This window comes from Streptomyces pinistramenti (genome assembly GCF_020564935.1).
Lineage (GTDB): Bacteria > Actinomycetota > Actinomycetes > Streptomycetales > Streptomycetaceae > Streptomyces > Streptomyces pinistramenti.
Map to the genome: position 1 here is coordinate 73,265 of NZ_JAJCXB010000008.1, position 15,098 is coordinate 88,362.

The following is a 15,098-nucleotide window of genomic DNA, read 5'->3' on the forward strand; positions in this document are numbered from 1 at the left end:
CTCCGTCAGGCCGTTGACATGGGGGGAGCTGTGAGGTGCGGGTTGGCGGCGGTGCCTTCGGTGCTGAGCAGGACGACGGTGGCAGCGGGGCCGATGCCGAGTGCGGTGCGGCGTTCGGTGGCGCCGGGGCCGGTCAGGGCGGCCCGGGTGCCGGCCAGCGACGCGGCGCCGCAGGGTCCGCTGGAGACGCCATGGGCGGCCAGATCGCGGGCGGCATCGGCGCTGTCGGCATCGGTGACGGCGACGGCGGCGTCCAGGCCGTCGCGCAGGTACGGCCAGGCGAGGTGGGAGAGGGTGCCGCAGTTGAGTCCCGCCATGGTCGTCGTGCCGGTCTCCACAGGGGTCGGCTCTCCCCGGACGAGGCTCTCCAGGGCGCAGGCGGCGGCGTCGGGTTCCACCGCCAGCAGCGCGGGAGGCGGGCCGCCCGGCCGGCTGCGGTAGTGGGTGACGCACGCCTGGGCCAGCGACCCGACGCCGACCGGTACGGCGACGAGGCCGGGGCCCTGATGTGCTCCCGCGTCGGTCAGTTGGGTGTCGATCTCGGCGAACAGGGTGGCGTAGCCCTCGACGATCCAGCCGGGAATCCGTGCGTAGCCGGGCCAGGAGGAGTCCTGGACGAGCACCGCGTCCGGCGCACGGGCCGCGTCGGACGCCCTGCGTACCGCGTCGTCGTAGCTTCCCTCGACCTCGGTGACCTGCGCCCCTTCGGCGGTGATGGCGGCCACGGCGGCCGGATGGACGCCCTGCGGCACGAAGACGTGAGTGGTGAGGCTGCCCAGGCTCCGGGCCATCCGGGCGACGGCGCGGCCGTGGTTGCCGTCGGTGGCCGTCACCAGGGTGAGCGGGGCGTGCGCACCGTGGGCGGCGACCCGTTCGGCGAGGACGCGGTGGATCGCCCATGAGGCGCCCAGCGCCTTGAACGCGGGCAGTCCCAGACGGGACGACTCGTCCTTGACGAAGAGCCGGCCGACACCCAATTCCCTTGCGAGGGCGGGGATTTCGACGAGTGGGGTGGTGGCATAGCCGGGCAGTTGCGGGTGGAAGGTCTGCACCTCGGCGGGCGCGGGGGCGCAGCGCCAGGTGCGGGCGGCGGGGTGGGTGTACCAGGGCGGCGGGGAGGAAGATCGATTGTCGGGCACCCGCTCAGGGTGCCGTCCTGCCGTTCCCTGGTCCAGCACATATTTGCGAATTCCATGCGTGGCCGGAAACGATCGCTGGGTGCGGGCGGGGGCGCTGCCGGATCCGCTGCGGTGCCACCGCCCGCTGCTGTGCCCTGAGTTGCCGGCGCCTCGGGCCGTCAGCCAGCGCCGGGAACAGTGTCCGCCAGCCGTGGTGGGGCCGCCTGGCGCCAGGAGTCGACGAGGATGTCGCGGAGTTCGTCCAGGTCCTCCAGGGCGGCGAGGCGTACCCGCACCCAGGAGGAGGCGGCCTCGTGCGGCGGTACCCAGAACTTCTCCGGCTCGGCCGCGATCAGCTCCTGCCGTTCCAGGACCGGGCAGCGCACGGCGAACGAGGTCTCGTCGTCGGGGACGGTGACGAACATCTTCCCCGCGACCCGGAAGGTGGGCATGCCCCAGGCCACCTTCTCCACCGTTTCCGGCAGGGAGAGGGCAAGGCGGCGGACGTCATCGGAGTCGGTCATGGCCCTACGTTAGGCAGGTCGGGAGGCGTTGCCTGCGGAAAACGGCGGGCTCGGCGCACGGGGGTTTCCGCGCGGCGGGGCGGCCCCTCGGCAGACCTCGTCCAGGACGGCGGCCACCCGGTCGAGCACGGGCGGCGGCGGGGTGTAGGGCACACGCAGATGACGGACGAGGGCCGCGTCGGCGGCGAAGGACGGACCCGGGGCGAGGGCGAGGCCGTGGTGGCGGGCCCGTTCGATCACGGTGGCGGCACGGATGCCGTTCAGTTCCAGCCACAGGGCGAGTCCGCCGGGCGGGACCGTGAAGCTCCAGCGCGCATCGTCCGCCAGCAGGGCGCTCAGGTGGTCGCGCCGCGTCCGCAGCTCCGCCCGGCGGCTGCGGAGCAACGGCTCGGTGGAGCCCAGCAGTTCGACGGCGATCAGCTGCTGCACGGGCGCGGCCGAGAACGGCGCGCTCAGGGGGTGCCGGGCCAGGGCGGTGATCAGGGACGCGGGGCCGCGTATCCAGCCGACACGCAGGCCGCCCCAGAGGCCCTTGGCGGCCGAGCCGATCAGCACCGAGTGCCGGATGCGGGGCGCCGGGCGGGGCGCGTCGCGCAGGTCCAGCTCCCGCATGGTCTCGTCCACCACGACGGTGACCCGGTGCCGGGCCGCCAGCTCGGCGACGGCCCTGCGGGTGCGGCCTGCCATCAGGGCGCCGGTCGGGTTCTGGAAGTCGGGCACGAGGTAGGCCAGGCCGCCCTGTGCCGCCGCGAACGCCGCGTCGAGCTGGTCGGGATCCCAGCCGGCGGTGGTCACCCGGCAGCCGGTCAGCCGGGCTCCCTGCGCGCGCAGGACGTCCAACGCGTCGAAGTAGGTGGGGACTTCGACGGCTGCGGCGCGCGGGCGGAGGTGGGCGCAGAGCAGTGCGAACGCGGCGCGCGTCCCGGAGGTGACCAGGATCTGTTCCGGGCGGGTGGCCAGGCCCTGGGCGGTGTGCCGTTCGGCCAGCAGGGCGCGGAGTTCGGGCAGGCCGGGACCTGGTTCGCCGTCCTCGGTCAACAGGTGTCCGGCGCGTTCGACGGCCCGCAGGCTGGCTTCCCGGTAGGCGGCGCGGGGTGCGGCGGGCACGGCGCGGCGCAGGTCGATGAGGCCGGTGTGCCCGGTGGCGGTGAGCGGGGCGAGCGGTTCGGCCGCCGCGTCCGGCAGCCGCAGGGTGCTCGCACTACCGTGCCGGGTGCGGACCCAGCCGCCGTCGCGCAGGCCGGCCAGCGCGGCGGTCACCGTGCCGCGGCTGACGCCGAGGGCCGCGGCGCAGCGGCGTTCCGCGGGCAGCTCGCTGCCGGTCCGCAGCCGACCGTCGATGACCGCCTCGCGGATCGCCTCGCCCAGCGCCGTGATCAACGGGGTGCCGGGCCTGCGCCACGCGCCGAGGACCCTGACCAGTTGTTCCTCGCTCACTCGCACTGGTCCAGTTTCCCATGATTGGACCAGGCCACCCGGCCGTCCGGCTCCTAGCGTGGAGCGCATACCGACGAACGGAGCCGCACCACCATGCACCCTCGCCTCGCCGCAGACCTCTCCCAGCTCCCCGGCCTCCTGGAAGTCACCCGACGGCACGCCACCGCGTTCATCGACGGCCTGGAGGACCGGCCGGTCGTGCCGGCACCTTCGATCCCGCGGGCCGTGCCGCTGCCGGAGCACGGGGGCGGTCTGCGGGCCGCCCTGGCGGAGTTCGCCGAACGGTGGGAGCCGGGGCTTTCCGGGGGCGCGGGCCCGCGCTACCTCGGGTTCGTCACGGGCGGCGCCACACCAGCGGCGCTGGCCGGGGACTGGCTGACCGCGGCCGCGGACCAGAACTCCAACACCTCGCTGGACGGCACCGGCCAGCGGCTGGAACGCCAGACGGTCGGCTGGCTGCGCGAGCTGTTCGGGCTGTCCGACGCGCACCGGGGGACGTTCGTCAGCGGCGCGACGATGTCCAACACGGTGGGCCTGGCCATCGCCCGCGAGTGGCTCGGGGAGCGGCTCGGCGTCTCGCCGGCCGAGGACGGCGCGGCCGCGCTCGGAGCGGTACGGGTCCTGTCCGGCAGCCCGCATTCGAGCGTCGCCAAGGGGCTTTCGGTGCTCGGTCTCGGCCGGGCGGCGCTGGTGCAGGTGCCGGTGCTGCCGGGGCGGGAGGCGGTCGACCCGGCGGCGCTTGAGCGTGCTCTGCGGGAGAGCGAGGGGCCCTGTGTCGTCGTGGCCAACGCCGGTACGGTCAACACCGTCGACTTCGATGATCTGCGGGCCATCGCCGCGCTGCGCGAACGGTACGACTTCTGGCTGCACGTGGACGCGGCCTTCGGTGCCTTCGCCGCCCTCTCCCCCGAGCACGCGCATCTGGTGGCGGGCCTGGACCTGGCGGACTCGGTCTGCGTCGATCTGCACAAGTGGCTGAACGTGCCCTATGACAGCGCCGTGCAGTTCACCCGGCGCCAGGACCTCCAGGCCCGGGTCTTCCGGAACGCGGCTGCCTACCTCGGCCCGTCGGACGGCGACCCCGATCTGGTCCACCTGACCCCGGAGAACTCGCACCGGCTGCGGGCGCTCGCGGCGTGGTTCACCTTGCAGGCGTACGGGCGGGACGGACATCGCGAGATCGTCGAGCGGTGCGTGGCGGGTGCCCGCGCGCTGGGCCGGGCCGTCGAATCGTCGTCCCGCCTGCGGCTGCTGGCGCCGGTCCGGCTCAACGTCGTCTGCTTCACGACGTCCGGCGAGCCGGACGCCGGGCGGCTGCGCGCGCTCGCCGCCGACCTGGCCGACGAGGTCTTCGTGACGCCGACGCTCTACGCCGGTGTCCCGGCGCTCCGGGCTGCGTTCAGCAACTGGCGCACCGGCGAGCGCGACATCGCGCGGATCATCGCGGCGCTTGAGAGCGTGGCCGCCCGGTACTGAGCGCTGTTCGCCGGGCCGGGCAGCACTCGTGGTCATGACGGATCGCCCTCCTCGGGTGCGCGGCCGGCTGCGGGCTTGCGTGCCAGGAGGTAGCCCTGCGGGGTGCGCTCCCTCGCGTCGGGTTCGCGCACCAGCCGGGCGCCGACGGTGAGCCCGGCCCGGCTCAGCAGTTCCGCCAGCCGGCCGGGCGTCCACCGGTAGACGTGCAGCGAGAGGTCGTGGCCGTACGCGTGTGTCAACTCGACGCGTTCCTCGCCGATTTTGAAGGCGAGGACGAGGTGTCCGCCGGGGGCGAGCACCCGGTGGAACTCGGCGAAGATCCCGGGCAGCAGTTCCCGCGGGGTGTGGATGATGGAGTACCAGGCGACGATGCCGCCGAGGGTGCCGTCGGCCAGGTCGAGGCCGGTGATGGATCCGACGTCGAAGCGCAGGCCGGGGTGGGCGCGGCGGGCCACGTCGATCATGCCGGGTGACAGGTCGATACCGAAGACGTCGAGCCCGAGGTCGCGCAGGTGGCCCGTCAGCCGGCCGGGGCCGCAGCCCATGTCGGCCACCGGGCCGCCGCCGTCGGCCCGTACCTGCTCGGCGAAGGCGCCGAGCATCGCGCGGTCGAACGGCATGGCCGCCAACGCGTCGCCGAGCAGGGTGGCGTAGTCGGCGGCCACGGTGTCGTAGGAGATCCGGGTCGCGGTCACGTAGGCGGGTTCGGTCATGTCACGGACCGTACCGGCAGGCACTGACAACGCCCGCCCACGAGCCTTGCTCCCGGGGGGAGTTCGGCCGTCGGGGCACGGTCTCGGGACGTACCGCCACAGAGATGCACGAAGCCCTTCGGTGACACCGGGTCGAACACCTGACGGAGGGGGGGCTCAGGTGATCCGTGGCCTCGCGGTGTGACTAGACTTGCTGGATACAAGCAATATTTTTGCGGTCGGCGGGGTTCGCCGACGGAATTTCACAAAGGAACACGATGGGTAACGGGACCGTCTGTCCCGGCAGTCGCACAGGGGCGCAGATCACCGCCTCATCGGGGCTGGACGAGGCTGCCGCCGGGCTGGGAACGGAAATCGTGCGCTTCACGCGGCTGATCGCCGCATGGAAACAGCGCGCCAAGAACGACGCGACCGCCGCGGACCGGGTGCTGCTGGCCCGGCTGGTGGTCGGCGGTGACCGCCGGGCCACCGATCTGGCCGCCGACGCGTTCCTGGACCTGTCGACCGTCAGCCGTCAGGTGCGGTCGCTGGTCGAGCGGGAGTTGGTCGCCCGGCGTCCGGACCCGGAGGACCGGCGCGGGTCGCTGCTGACCGCGACCGACGCCGGGCGCGCCGCGTTCGAGCACTACCGGCGTCAGCGGGACGCCGAACTGGCCGCACTTCTGGAGTGCTGGCCCGCGCAGGACCGGGCCGATCTGATCCGGCTGATGAGCCGGCTCAACGACGACCTGGTGGAACACCAACACGCACGGCTGTCCCCCGGGGGAGACCAGGGCGCCGCCGTGAAGCAGGGAGACATACACGCATGAGCACCTCCACCTCCCCGCACACGGCGGGGACCAAGGCGATACCCGTGCCCGGGACACTCAGCCACCGGCAGATCCTCACCATCCTCAGCGGCCTGATGCTGGGGATGTTTCTCGCCGCGCTCGACCAGACCATCGTCAGCACGTCCATCAGGACCATCGCCGACGATCTGCACGGCCTGAGCCAGCAGGCATGGGCCACCACGGCGTACCTGATCACCTCGACGATCGCCACGCCGCTCTACGGCAAGCTGTCCGACCTGCACGGCCGCAAGCCGTACTACCTGGCGGCGATCAGCATCTTCGTCGTGGGTTCGGTGCTGTGCACCTTCTCCACCTCGATGACCGAACTGGCGTCGTTCCGCGCCCTGCAGGGCCTGGGTGCCGGCGGTCTGATGTCGCTGGCCCTGGCGATCATCGGTGACATCGTGCCGCCCCGTGAGAGGGCGCGGTACCAGGGCTACATGCTGGGCACCTTCGCCACCTCCAGCGTCGCGGGACCGCTGATCGGCGGGGCGCTGGCCGGGCAGGACCACCTGCTGGGCATCACGGGCTGGCGCTGGGTCTTCCTCGTCAACGTGCCGATCGGCATCATCGCGCTGTTCGTCGTCGCCAAGGTCCTGAACATTCCGCACACCCGTCGTGACCACCGCATCGACTGGTGGGGAGCGCTCACCATCGCTGTGGGTGTCGTCCCGCTGCTGCTCGTCGCCGAGCAGGGCCGGGAGTGGGGCTGGGGGTCGACCGCTTCGGTCACCTGTTACGTCGTCGGGGCCGTCGGCATCGTCGCCTGGATCTTCGTGGAACGGTGGATCGGCGACGACGCGCTGATCCCGATGCGGCTGTTCCGTAACGGCACGTTCAGCATGACCAGCCTGCTGTCCGTGCTGATCGGCATGGGCATGTTCGGCGGGATGCTGATGATCCCGCAGTACCTCCAGATCGTGAAGGGCGCCAGTCCCACCAAGTCGGGCCTGGAAATGCTGCCGTTGATGGCGGGCATGATGATCGCCTCGATCGCCTCCGGCCAGATCACCTCCAAGACCGGCCGGTACAAGATCTTCCCGATCATCGGTACCGCGTTGATGGTCGCCGCGATGCTGCTGTTCCACTTCCAGGTCCAGTGGGACACCCCGCTCTGGGAGACGATGGTCTACATGCTCGTCTTCGGCCTCGGCCTGGGCGGCTGCATGCAGACGCTGGTGCTCGCCGTGCAGAACGCGGTGCCGCCGCGGGACATGGGTGTGGCGACCGCCTCCTCGACGTTCTTCCGTCAGATGGGCGCCACCGCCGGTACCGCGATCTTCCTGTCGGTGCTGTTCAGCACCGTCGGCGACAAGATCTCCTCGGCGTTCAGGTCGGCCGCGCAGACGGAGCGTTTCCAGGCCGCGCTGCACGACCCCGCCGTGCTGCACGACCCCGCCAGCAAGCCGGTCCTCGACATGCTCAAGAACACCGGCGGCGGCAGCTCGTCCGGAGTGCTCAGCGACTCGTCGTTCATCCAGCACCTCGACCCGCGGCTGGCCGAGCCGTTCAAGCAGGGCTTCGCCGACTCGATGCACACCGTCTTCCTGATGGGTGCGATCGTCGTCGCGCTGGCCTTCCTGCTGGTGCTGTTCATCAAGGAGGTACCGCTGCGGCAGATCTCCGGACTCCAGGCGCGCGCCCAGGCCGACGCCGAGGACGCCGGGGAGGCAACTCCGGCTGCCGCCGCTGCCGTTCCTCCGGGCCTCGTCGACGCCGAGCCCAGCGCTGCGGCGCCCGCGTCCGGCGCCACCGGCCCGCTCATCCAGGGAACGGTGCAGGACGGCACCGGCAGCCCCTTGGCGCAGGCCGTGGTCACCCTCATCGACATCGGCGGCCGGCAGCTCGGGCGCGCATCGACCGGGCCCGACGGCGGCTACGCGCTGCCCGCTGCGGGCCCCGGCACGTACGTGCTGATCGGCTCGGCGGGCTCCCGGCAGCCGCAGGCCGTGACCGTTGTGGTGGCGGACGAGCCGGTGCGGTTCGATCTGGCGCTCAGCGGGGCGGCCGGGCTGGCCGGCGAGGTCCGCGCGGAGCAGGGCGACACCCCGGTGCCCGGTGCGCTGGTCGTCGCCACCGATGTGCGGGGCGAGGTCGTGGCCTCGGGAGTGGCAGGCGAGGACGGCGGATTCGTCTTCGGCGAGCTGGCACCGGGCAGCTACACGCTCGCGGTCAGCGCCGAGAGCCACCGCCCCGCCGCCCTCCAGGTGGAGGCCGCTTCCGGTACCCGCAACTGGTACGAGATCCGGCTGACACCGGGTGCCCGGATCCGCGGCGTCGTACGGACGGCCCGCAGCGGCCCGGTCAACGACGCGCGGGTGACGCTCCTCGACCCGGCGGGCAATGTGGTGGGCACCTCCACCACCGGCGGTGACGGCGAGTACATCTTCACCGACCTCGACCGCGGTGCGTACACGGTGATCGCCAGCGGCTACCCGCCGGTCGCGGTGCCACTGCGGGTGGACCAGGCAGGCCAGGCCGAGTTCGACATCGACCTCGGGCACGACACGGCGCAGTGACGCGCCGCCGCCTCGTGCGGCGCCGCGTGGGAAGGGCCCGGCTCCTGGGAGCCGGGCCCTTTGCGTCGCCCGGCCGCCGTTTCGGGCGGGCCGGTCAGTGCCGCCCGTGCACGGTGTCCGACGCCCCGCCGAAGAGCCGGGCCACCGCACGGAAGGGCAAGGTCACGACGGTGGCAATGGCGCCACCTATGGACCGCAGCACATCCGCGATTGCCGTCAGCATGAGCGGACCTCCTTCCCGCCTCCCGGCCGCGCCGGGCTGCGTCCTCCGCATGTTCCGGCTGCGCGGCCGATCGATGCTGCGGGTGCCCGGCAAAGGCCCGCCGAAACCAGGATTCCGCGATGGCGGGCCGGCTCAGGGCGTGGCCCGGTGGTCGGGATGCCCCGGTGTGCGACGGCTTTCCTTCATCTCGGCCTCGTAGAGGTGCTCCCGGCCGTCGGCGAGTTCCTGCCGCGCCCGGCGCTCGATCTCGGTGAAGGGCCGGTAGTAGGTGGCGTTGTACTCCTCGACGATCTGGAACGTCCAGCGGCCGGGCATGACGTTGCGTCCCACCATCTCCCGCTCGATCAGGTCCGCCAGCTCCCGGTGCCCCGCCGCACGCAGTTCCTGCACGCTCCTGCCCAGCGTGAGGTCGGCGCCGCCGGTCAACTGGTGGAACTCGTAGAGATGCCCCCGTGCCCGTTCCACGGTTTCCAGGGCCTCCGACAGTGTCCCCAGTGCCTGCACGGTGGCGTCGCTGACACCTTCGGGGCGCCGGTGCCGCGCGTCCGGGCCGTCGTGGTCCTGCCTGTCTTCGCTCATGTCCCTTCTGTGCCCCGGACGCCGCGGCGCCGCCTCCCCCGCACGGCCACCGGAGTGAATGCGTCCCGATGGCCCCGGGCCCGGCGGCGTGACGCGTCGGCCCGGGGCGGTGACGGGCGGGTGCTCATCGGTGGGTGAACTCCGGCGGGCGCTTCTCCGTGAACGCCGCCATGCCCTCCTTCTGGTCGGCCGTCGCGAACACCGCGTGGAAGAGCCGCCGTTCGAAGCGGACGCCTTCGGCCAGCGTCGTCTCGAAGGCCCGGTCGACGGCCTCCTTGGCCATCATCGCCACCGGTGCGGACATGCCGGCCACCGTCTTTGCGACGGCCAGCGCCTCGGCGAGCAATTCGTCGGCGGGCACGATCCGGGAGACGAGACCGGCCCGCTCCGCCTCTTCGGCGTCCATCGTCCGCCCGGTCAGGCACAGTTCCATCGCCTTGGCCTTGCCGACGGCGCGGGTGAGCCGCTGGGAGCCGCCGATGCCGGGGATCACCCCCAGCTTGATCTCGGGCTGGCCGAAGACCGCGGTGTCGGCGGCGAGCAGGATGTCGCAGAGCATCGCCAACTCGCAGCCGCCGCCCAGCGCGTAGCCGGAGACCGCGGCGACGGTCGGTGTGCGGAGCCTGCCGAGCCGGTCCCAGGCGGTGAACCAGTCGCTGAGGTACATGTCCATATAGCCCTGCGGGCGCATCTCCTTGATGTCTGCGCCCGCGGCGAACGCCTTGGGGGAGCCGGTCAGGACGAGGCAGCCGATGTCCGGATCCCGGTCGAGTGCTTCCGTCGCCTCGACCACCTCGTGCATGACCTGGAGGTTGAGCGCGTTGAGGGCCTGGGGCCGGTCGAGGGTGAGGAGCGCGGTGCGGCCCCTGCGCTCGACGCGGAGGGTCTCGTACGTGGCTGGGGCGGTGTCGGTCATGCGCCGGGTCCGTTCTCTTCGGGCTGTGCGGACGACGAGCGCTGTCTGATCGTCCGGACGATGGCGGAGAAGTCATCGGCCGCTCCGGGGCCTTCGGCGAACTCCGCGTACAACTGGGCGGCACGCAGTCCGAGTTCGGCCTGGATGCCGCCCGCTCTGACCGCGTTGGCGGCGAGTCCGAGGTCCTTGGCCATCAGCGGGGCGGCGAATCCGGGCCGGTAGTCGTGGTTGGCGGGGCTGGCCGGGACGGGGCCCGGCACCGGGCAGTTGACGCTCAGCGCCCAGCACTGGCCGGATGCGGTGGAGGCCACGTCGAAGAGCGCCTGGTGGGACAGGCCGAGGCTCTCGCCCAGGACGAACGCCTCGCCGACCGCGATCATCGAGATGCCGAGAATCATGTTGTTGCAGATCTTCGCGGCCTGCCCGGCGCCCGCGGCGCCGCAGTGCACGGCCTTCTTTCCCATGACGGACAGCAGCGGTTCGGCCCGTGCGAACGCCTCCTCACTGCCGCCTGCCATGAAGGTGAGGGTGCCGGCCTCTGCGCCGACCACGCCGCCCGAGACCGGGGCGTCCAGGGCCGTGTGGCCGGCATCGGCCGCCGCTTCATGAGCGGCGCGGGCGTCGGCGACGTCGATGGTGGAGCAGTCGAGGAACAGCGTGCCGGGGCGGGCGGCGGCGAGCAGTCCGCCGTCCTGGTAGAGGCCGAGTACGTGCCGTCCGGTGGGCAGCATGGTGAGCACCACGTCGGCCTGCGCGGCCGCTTCGACGGCGGTCGGCGCCGCTTCGACGCCGTGTTGCGCCGCGGCCGCGAGGGATGCGGGCAGCAGGTCGAAGCCGAGGACGCGGTGGCCGGCCGCGGCGAGGTTGGCGGCCATCGGGCCGCCCATGTGACCGAGCCCGATGACGGCGATGACGGTGTTCACCAGGGCACCTCCTGGGGCGCGTGAGCGGCGGTGAGGGCGAGGCCGCCGGTTCCGGATGCGGTGAAGTACCGGTCCACGTCCGCCTCCGTGACCTCTTCGAGGGTGAGCGGCGACCAGCGCGGGTCGCGGTCCTTGTCGATGACCTGGGCGCGGATGCCCTCGGCCAGATCGGCGGAGCCCAGCAGGGCGCAGGCGATGCGGTACTCCTGCTCCAGGACCCGCTCCAAGGGGCCGAGCCCTGGGGCGCTGCGCAGTGCGCGCAGGGTGATCTTCAGCGCGGTGGGCGACTTGGTGCGCAGGGTGGCGGCGGCCCGCTCGGCCGTGGGCACGCCGGAGCCGAGCAGCCGGCCGTGGATCTCTTCGACGGTGTCGGCCGCGTAGCAGTGGTCGATCCAGTCCCGCGCGCCGTCGAGCACGCCGGCCGGCGGTTCGGCGACGTACCGCGGCAGGACCTCGTGCACCGGCGCGCCGGCCAGGTCTGCGCGCAGGCCGGGCAGCCGGTCCGCCGGGACGAAGTGGTCGGCGAGCCCGCACAGCAGGGCGTCGGCGGCGCCGACCGGCGTGCCGGTGAGGGCGAGGTGGGTACCCAGCCGGCCCGGGGCCAGCGCCAGCAGGTAAGTGCCACCGACGTCAGGGACGAAGCCGATGCCGGTCTCGGGCATGGCGATCCGGGAGCGTTCGGTGACGATCCGTACGATGCCGTGCGCGGAGATCCCGACGCCGCCGCCCATCACGATGCCGTCCATGAGGGCCACATACGGCTTGGGGTAGCGGGCGATGCGGGCGTTGAGGCGGTATTCGTCGCGCCAGAATCCGGCCGATGCGGTGCCGCCGGTGCGCGCGTCGTCGTGGATGGCGCGGATGTCGCCACCCGCGCACAGGCCGCGGTCGCCGGCCCCGCTGATCACGACCGTCTCGATCGCCGGGTCCTTCTCCCAGGCGGTGAGGGCGTCGTCGATGCGGCCGACCATGTCGTGGGTGAGGGAGTTGAGGGCCTTGGGGCGGTTGAGGACGAGGTATCCGGCCCGCCCTTCGGTGTGCAGCAGGACGGTGTCGTCCGGGTGGGGTTCGCGGGTCATCGGGCGGCCCCTGTCAGGCCGCGGGCCACGATGAGGCGCATGATCTCGTTGGTTCCTTCCAGGATTTGGTGGACACGGAGGTCCCGGACGATCTTCTCGATGCCGTATTCGGCCAAGTAGCCGTATCCGCCGTGGAGTTGAAGTGCCCGGTCGGCAACGGAGTAGCCGGTGTCGGTGGCGAACCGCTTGGCCATCGCGCACAGCTGGGGCGCCTGTGCGTCGCCGCGGTCCAGGGCCTGTGCGGCCTGGTGCAACAGGGCGCGGGCCGCCGACAGTTCGGTCGCCATGTCCGCGAGCCGGAACTGGAGCGCCTGCGCGTCCAGCAGCCGCGCGCCGAACGCTTCCCGGTCCGCGAGGTGGGTCAGGCTGCGCTCCAGGGCGCTCTGGGCGCCGCCGAGCGAGCAGGCCGCGATGCCGAGGCGGCCACCGTTGAGGCCGTTCATGGCGATCCGGAAGCCCTCGCCCTCCGCGCCGAGCCTGCGGCCGGCGGGGATCCGTACGCCGTCGAGGATCACCTGGCGGGTCGGCTGCGCGTTCCAGCCCATCTTCTTCTCGTTGGGCCCGAACGACAGCCCGGGGTCGTCCCGTTCGACGAGGAAGGCGGAGATGCCGCCGGGCCCTTCGCCTCCGGTGCGGGCCATCACGAGGTACAGGCAGGAGGCGCCGGCGCCGGAGATGAACTGCTTCACGCCGGTCAGTACGTAGCCGCCGTCGCTGTCGGGTACGGCGCGGGTGCGCAGGGCGGCGGCGTCGGAGCCCGCGCCGGGTTCGGTCAGGCAGTAGCTGGCCGGTTCGTCGAGGGTGAGCAGTCCGGGAAGCCGCCGGGCGCGCTGGGCGGCGTCGCCGTAGTGGTCGATCATCCAGGCGACCATGTTGTGGATGGAGAGGTAGCCGGCGATGGACGGGCAGCCGGTGGCCAGCGCCTCGAAGATCAGGACGCCGTCGGCGCGGGAGAGTCCGGAGCCGCCGGATCCCTCGCGGACGTAGACGCCGCCGAGGCCGAGTCCTGCCGCCTTGCCGAGGACATCGAGCGGGAAGTGCTTGTCCTGGTCCCAGGCGACGGCGTGCGGGGCGAGGTGTTCCGCGGCGAAGTCCAGGGTGACCTGGGAAAGGGCGAGCTGGTCCGCGGTGAGAGAGCTTGTCACCGCGCTCATCCCATGGTCGGCAGGGTGAAGTTCGCGCTTTCCTTGACCCCTGAGGGCCAGCGCGAGGTGACGGTCTTGGTGCGGGTGTAGAAGCGGATGGCGTCCGGGCCGTGCTGGTTGAGGTCGCCGAATCCGGAACGCTTCCAGCCGCCGAAGGTGTGGTAGGCGACGGGCACCGGGATGGGGACGTTGACCCCGATCATGCCGGTCTCCACCCGGCGGGTGAAGTCCCGCGCGGTGTCGCCGTCCCGGGTGAAGATCGCGACGCCGTTGCCGTACGGGTGCTCGGTGGGCAGCCGCAGCGCCTCCTCGTAGTCGGTGGCGCGTACGACGGACAGGACGGGGCCGAAGATCTCCTCCTGGTAGATCCGCATGGCCGGGGTCACGCGGTCGAAGAGTGAGGCGCCGGCGAAGAAGCCGTTCTCGTGTCCGGGGAGGATGAAGTCGCGGCCGTCCACGACGAGTTCGGCGCCCTCCTGGACGCCGGACGCGACGTAGTCGCGGACCCGGTCGACGGCTTCCCGGCAGACCAGCGGGCCGAAGTCGGCCTGCGGGTCGTCGGATGTGCCGATGCGCAGGGAGGCGATCCGCTCCCTGAGCCGGGCGACCAGCGCGTCGGCGGTCTCCTCCCCCACCGGAACGGCGACGGAGATCGCCATGCAGCGCTCGCCCGCCGAGCCGAAGCCGGCGCCGATCAGGGCCTCGACGGCCTGGTCGAGGTCCGCGTCCGGCATCACGATCAGGTGGTTCTTGGCGCCGCCGAAGCACTGGGCGCGCTTGCCCTGTGCGGCGGCCGCGGCGTAGAGGTGCGCGGCGACGGGTGTGGAGCCGACGAAGCCGAGCGCCTGGACGCGCGGGTCCGCCACGAGGGTGTCCACCGCCTCCTTGCCGCCGTTGACGACGTTCAGCACGCCGGGCGGCAGGCCCGCCTCCAGGAAGAGTTCGGCGAGCCGCAGCGGAACGGACGGGTCGCGTTCGGACGGCTTGAGGATGAAGGAGTTGCCGCAGGCGATGGCTGGGGCGGCCTTCCAGAGCGGAATCATCGCGGGGAAGTTGAAGGGGGTGATGCCTGCGGTGACGCCGAGCGGGCGGCGCAGCGAGTGGACGTCGATGCCGCTGCCCGCGTTGTCGCTGAACTCGCCCTTGAGCAGGTGCGGGATGCCGGCCGCGAACTCGACGACCTCCAGGCCGCGTTGGATGTCGCCGTGCGCGTCGGCGACGGTCTTGCCGTGTTCGGCGGACAGCAGTCGGGCGAGGGTGTCCTTCTCGGCGTCGACGAGTTGCAGGAACCGCAGCAGGACGCGGGCGCGGCGCTGCGGGTTCCATTCGCCCCACGCCTGCTGGGCCTGTGCCGCGTCGGCGATGGCCGCCTCGGTCTCGGCGCGGTCGGCCAGCGGCGTCCTCGCCTGCACGCGGCCGGTGTTGGGGTCGTACACGTCGGCGTGGGCGCCCGAGGTTCCCGGGAGGTGCTTGCCGCCGATGAAGTGGGTCAGTTCACGGACCATGGATGCCTGCTCTCGTCAGGTGAGATCCGGGGATGGCGCAGAGCGGCCCGGCGGCGCGGGTGGGCGCGGCGCGGGACCGGCAGGAACGCGGGGGCGAAGAACCGTCACCGG

General features: G+C 72.4%; 14 protein-coding genes. 3 read left to right on the plus strand and 11 right to left on the minus strand.

What is annotated here, in order from left to right; translation table 11 throughout:
• Positions 1-5: 5 nt before the first annotated feature.
• From LIU39_RS08370 to LIU39_RS08380, 3 genes are all read right to left on the minus strand, one after another.
• Positions 6-1,139 carry a diaminopropionate ammonia-lyase gene (locus tag LIU39_RS08370; RefSeq protein ID WP_227045943.1) on the minus strand — a complete coding sequence of 378 codons (1,134 nt, stop codon included), beginning with the start codon at positions 1,137-1,139 and terminating at the stop codon, positions 6-8.
• Between the two features lie 158 nt (positions 1,140-1,297).
• Complete coding sequence (locus LIU39_RS08375; protein ID WP_227045944.1) at positions 1,298-1,642, minus strand: MmcQ/YjbR family DNA-binding protein; 345 nt, start codon at positions 1,640-1,642, stop codon at positions 1,298-1,300.
• 9 nt (positions 1,643-1,651) lie between these two features.
• Positions 1,652-3,079 carry an aminotransferase-like domain-containing protein gene (locus LIU39_RS08380; RefSeq protein WP_227045945.1) on the minus strand — a complete coding sequence of 476 codons (1,428 nt, stop codon included), beginning with the start codon at positions 3,077-3,079 and terminating at the stop codon, positions 1,652-1,654.
• 93 nt (positions 3,080-3,172) lie between these two features.
• On the opposite strand from LIU39_RS08380, the gene LIU39_RS08385 reads away from it, so the two are divergent.
• Positions 3,173-4,555, plus strand: a complete 1,383-nt coding sequence (locus LIU39_RS08385; protein WP_227045946.1) for a pyridoxal phosphate-dependent decarboxylase family protein — start codon at positions 3,173-3,175, stop codon at positions 4,553-4,555.
• 32 nt (positions 4,556-4,587) lie between these two features.
• Here LIU39_RS08385 and LIU39_RS08390 read toward each other — a convergent pair whose 3' ends face one another.
• Complete coding sequence (locus tag LIU39_RS08390; RefSeq protein WP_227045947.1) at positions 4,588-5,268, minus strand: class I SAM-dependent DNA methyltransferase; 681 nt, start codon at positions 5,266-5,268, stop codon at positions 4,588-4,590.
• A gap of 257 nt (positions 5,269-5,525) precedes the next feature.
• Between LIU39_RS08390 and LIU39_RS08395 the strand changes: the two genes are divergently transcribed.
• Together LIU39_RS08395 and LIU39_RS08400 are read left to right on the plus strand one after the other, a co-directional pair.
• Complete coding sequence (locus LIU39_RS08395; protein ID WP_227045948.1) at positions 5,526-6,077, plus strand: MarR family winged helix-turn-helix transcriptional regulator; 552 nt, start codon at positions 5,526-5,528, stop codon at positions 6,075-6,077.
• Positions 6,074-8,617 carry an MFS transporter gene (locus tag LIU39_RS08400; protein WP_227045949.1) on the plus strand — a complete coding sequence of 848 codons (2,544 nt, stop codon included), beginning with the start codon at positions 6,074-6,076 and terminating at the stop codon, positions 8,615-8,617. Before LIU39_RS08395 ends, LIU39_RS08400 begins: the two co-directional genes overlap by 4 nt.
• A gap of 94 nt (positions 8,618-8,711) precedes the next feature.
• On the opposite strand, the gene LIU39_RS34855 is transcribed toward LIU39_RS08400, so the two are convergent.
• From LIU39_RS34855 to LIU39_RS08430, 7 genes are all read right to left on the minus strand, one after another.
• Positions 8,712-8,840, minus strand: a complete 129-nt coding sequence (locus tag LIU39_RS34855) for an LPFR motif small protein (RefSeq protein WP_264482543.1) — start codon at positions 8,838-8,840, stop codon at positions 8,712-8,714.
• A 132-nt stretch (positions 8,841-8,972) separates the two neighbouring features.
• Complete coding sequence (locus LIU39_RS08405; RefSeq protein WP_227045950.1) at positions 8,973-9,419, minus strand: hypothetical protein; 447 nt, start codon at positions 9,417-9,419, stop codon at positions 8,973-8,975.
• Positions 9,420-9,543: 124 nt separating this feature from the next.
• Positions 9,544-10,335, minus strand: a complete 792-nt coding sequence (locus tag LIU39_RS08410; RefSeq protein ID WP_227045951.1) for an enoyl-CoA hydratase — start codon at positions 10,333-10,335, stop codon at positions 9,544-9,546.
• Positions 10,332-11,258 carry a 3-hydroxyisobutyrate dehydrogenase gene (gene mmsB, locus LIU39_RS08415; RefSeq protein ID WP_308409356.1) on the minus strand — a complete coding sequence of 309 codons (927 nt, stop codon included), beginning with the start codon at positions 11,256-11,258 and terminating at the stop codon, positions 10,332-10,334. The genes LIU39_RS08410 and mmsB overlap by 4 nt, the downstream gene beginning before the upstream one ends.
• Positions 11,255-12,337, minus strand: a complete 1,083-nt coding sequence (locus LIU39_RS08420; protein ID WP_227045952.1) for an enoyl-CoA hydratase/isomerase family protein — start codon at positions 12,335-12,337, stop codon at positions 11,255-11,257. The genes mmsB and LIU39_RS08420 overlap by 4 nt, the downstream gene beginning before the upstream one ends.
• Entirely contained in the window at positions 12,334-13,491 is a 1,158-nt protein-coding gene (locus tag LIU39_RS08425; protein ID WP_227045953.1) for an acyl-CoA dehydrogenase family protein, read from the minus strand. Before LIU39_RS08425 ends, LIU39_RS08420 begins: the two co-directional genes overlap by 4 nt.
• The gene (locus LIU39_RS08430; RefSeq protein WP_227045954.1) at positions 13,488-14,987 is read right to left on the minus strand and encodes a CoA-acylating methylmalonate-semialdehyde dehydrogenase; all 1,500 of its coding nucleotides are present in this window, start codon (positions 14,985-14,987) and stop codon (positions 13,488-13,490) included. Before LIU39_RS08430 ends, LIU39_RS08425 begins: the two co-directional genes overlap by 4 nt.
• Positions 14,988-15,098: the final 111 nt, after the last annotated feature.

Bases quoted from the DNA above. Each gene is read 5' to 3' on its own strand.
- LIU39_RS08375 (WP_227045944.1), bottom strand. From the start codon at position 1,642: ATGACCGACTCCGATGACGTCCGCCGCCTTGCCCTCTCCCTGCCGGAA.
- LIU39_RS08385 (WP_227045946.1), top strand. From the start codon at position 3,173: ATGCACCCTCGCCTCGCCGCAGACCTCTCCCAGCTCCCCGGCCTCCTG.
- LIU39_RS08390 (WP_227045947.1), bottom strand. From the start codon at position 5,268: ATGACCGAACCCGCCTACGTGACCGCGACCCGGATCTCCTACGACACC.
- LIU39_RS08395 (WP_227045948.1), top strand. From the start codon at position 5,526: ATGGGTAACGGGACCGTCTGTCCCGGCAGTCGCACAGGGGCGCAGATC.
- LIU39_RS08400 (WP_227045949.1), top strand. From the start codon at position 6,074: ATGAGCACCTCCACCTCCCCGCACACGGCGGGGACCAAGGCGATACCC.
- LIU39_RS34855 (WP_264482543.1), bottom strand. From the start codon at position 8,840: ATGCTGACGGCAATCGCGGATGTGCTGCGGTCCATAGGTGGCGCCATT.
- LIU39_RS08405 (WP_227045950.1), bottom strand. From the start codon at position 9,419: ATGAGCGAAGACAGGCAGGACCACGACGGCCCGGACGCGCGGCACCGG.
- LIU39_RS08410 (WP_227045951.1), bottom strand. From the start codon at position 10,335: ATGACCGACACCGCCCCAGCCACGTACGAGACCCTCCGCGTCGAGCGC.
- LIU39_RS08420 (WP_227045952.1), bottom strand. From the start codon at position 12,337: ATGACCCGCGAACCCCACCCGGACGACACCGTCCTGCTGCACACCGAA.
- LIU39_RS08425 (WP_227045953.1), bottom strand. From the start codon at position 13,491: ATGAGCGCGGTGACAAGCTCTCTCACCGCGGACCAGCTCGCCCTTTCC.
- LIU39_RS08430 (WP_227045954.1), bottom strand. From the start codon at position 14,987: ATGGTCCGTGAACTGACCCACTTCATCGGCGGCAAGCACCTCCCGGGA.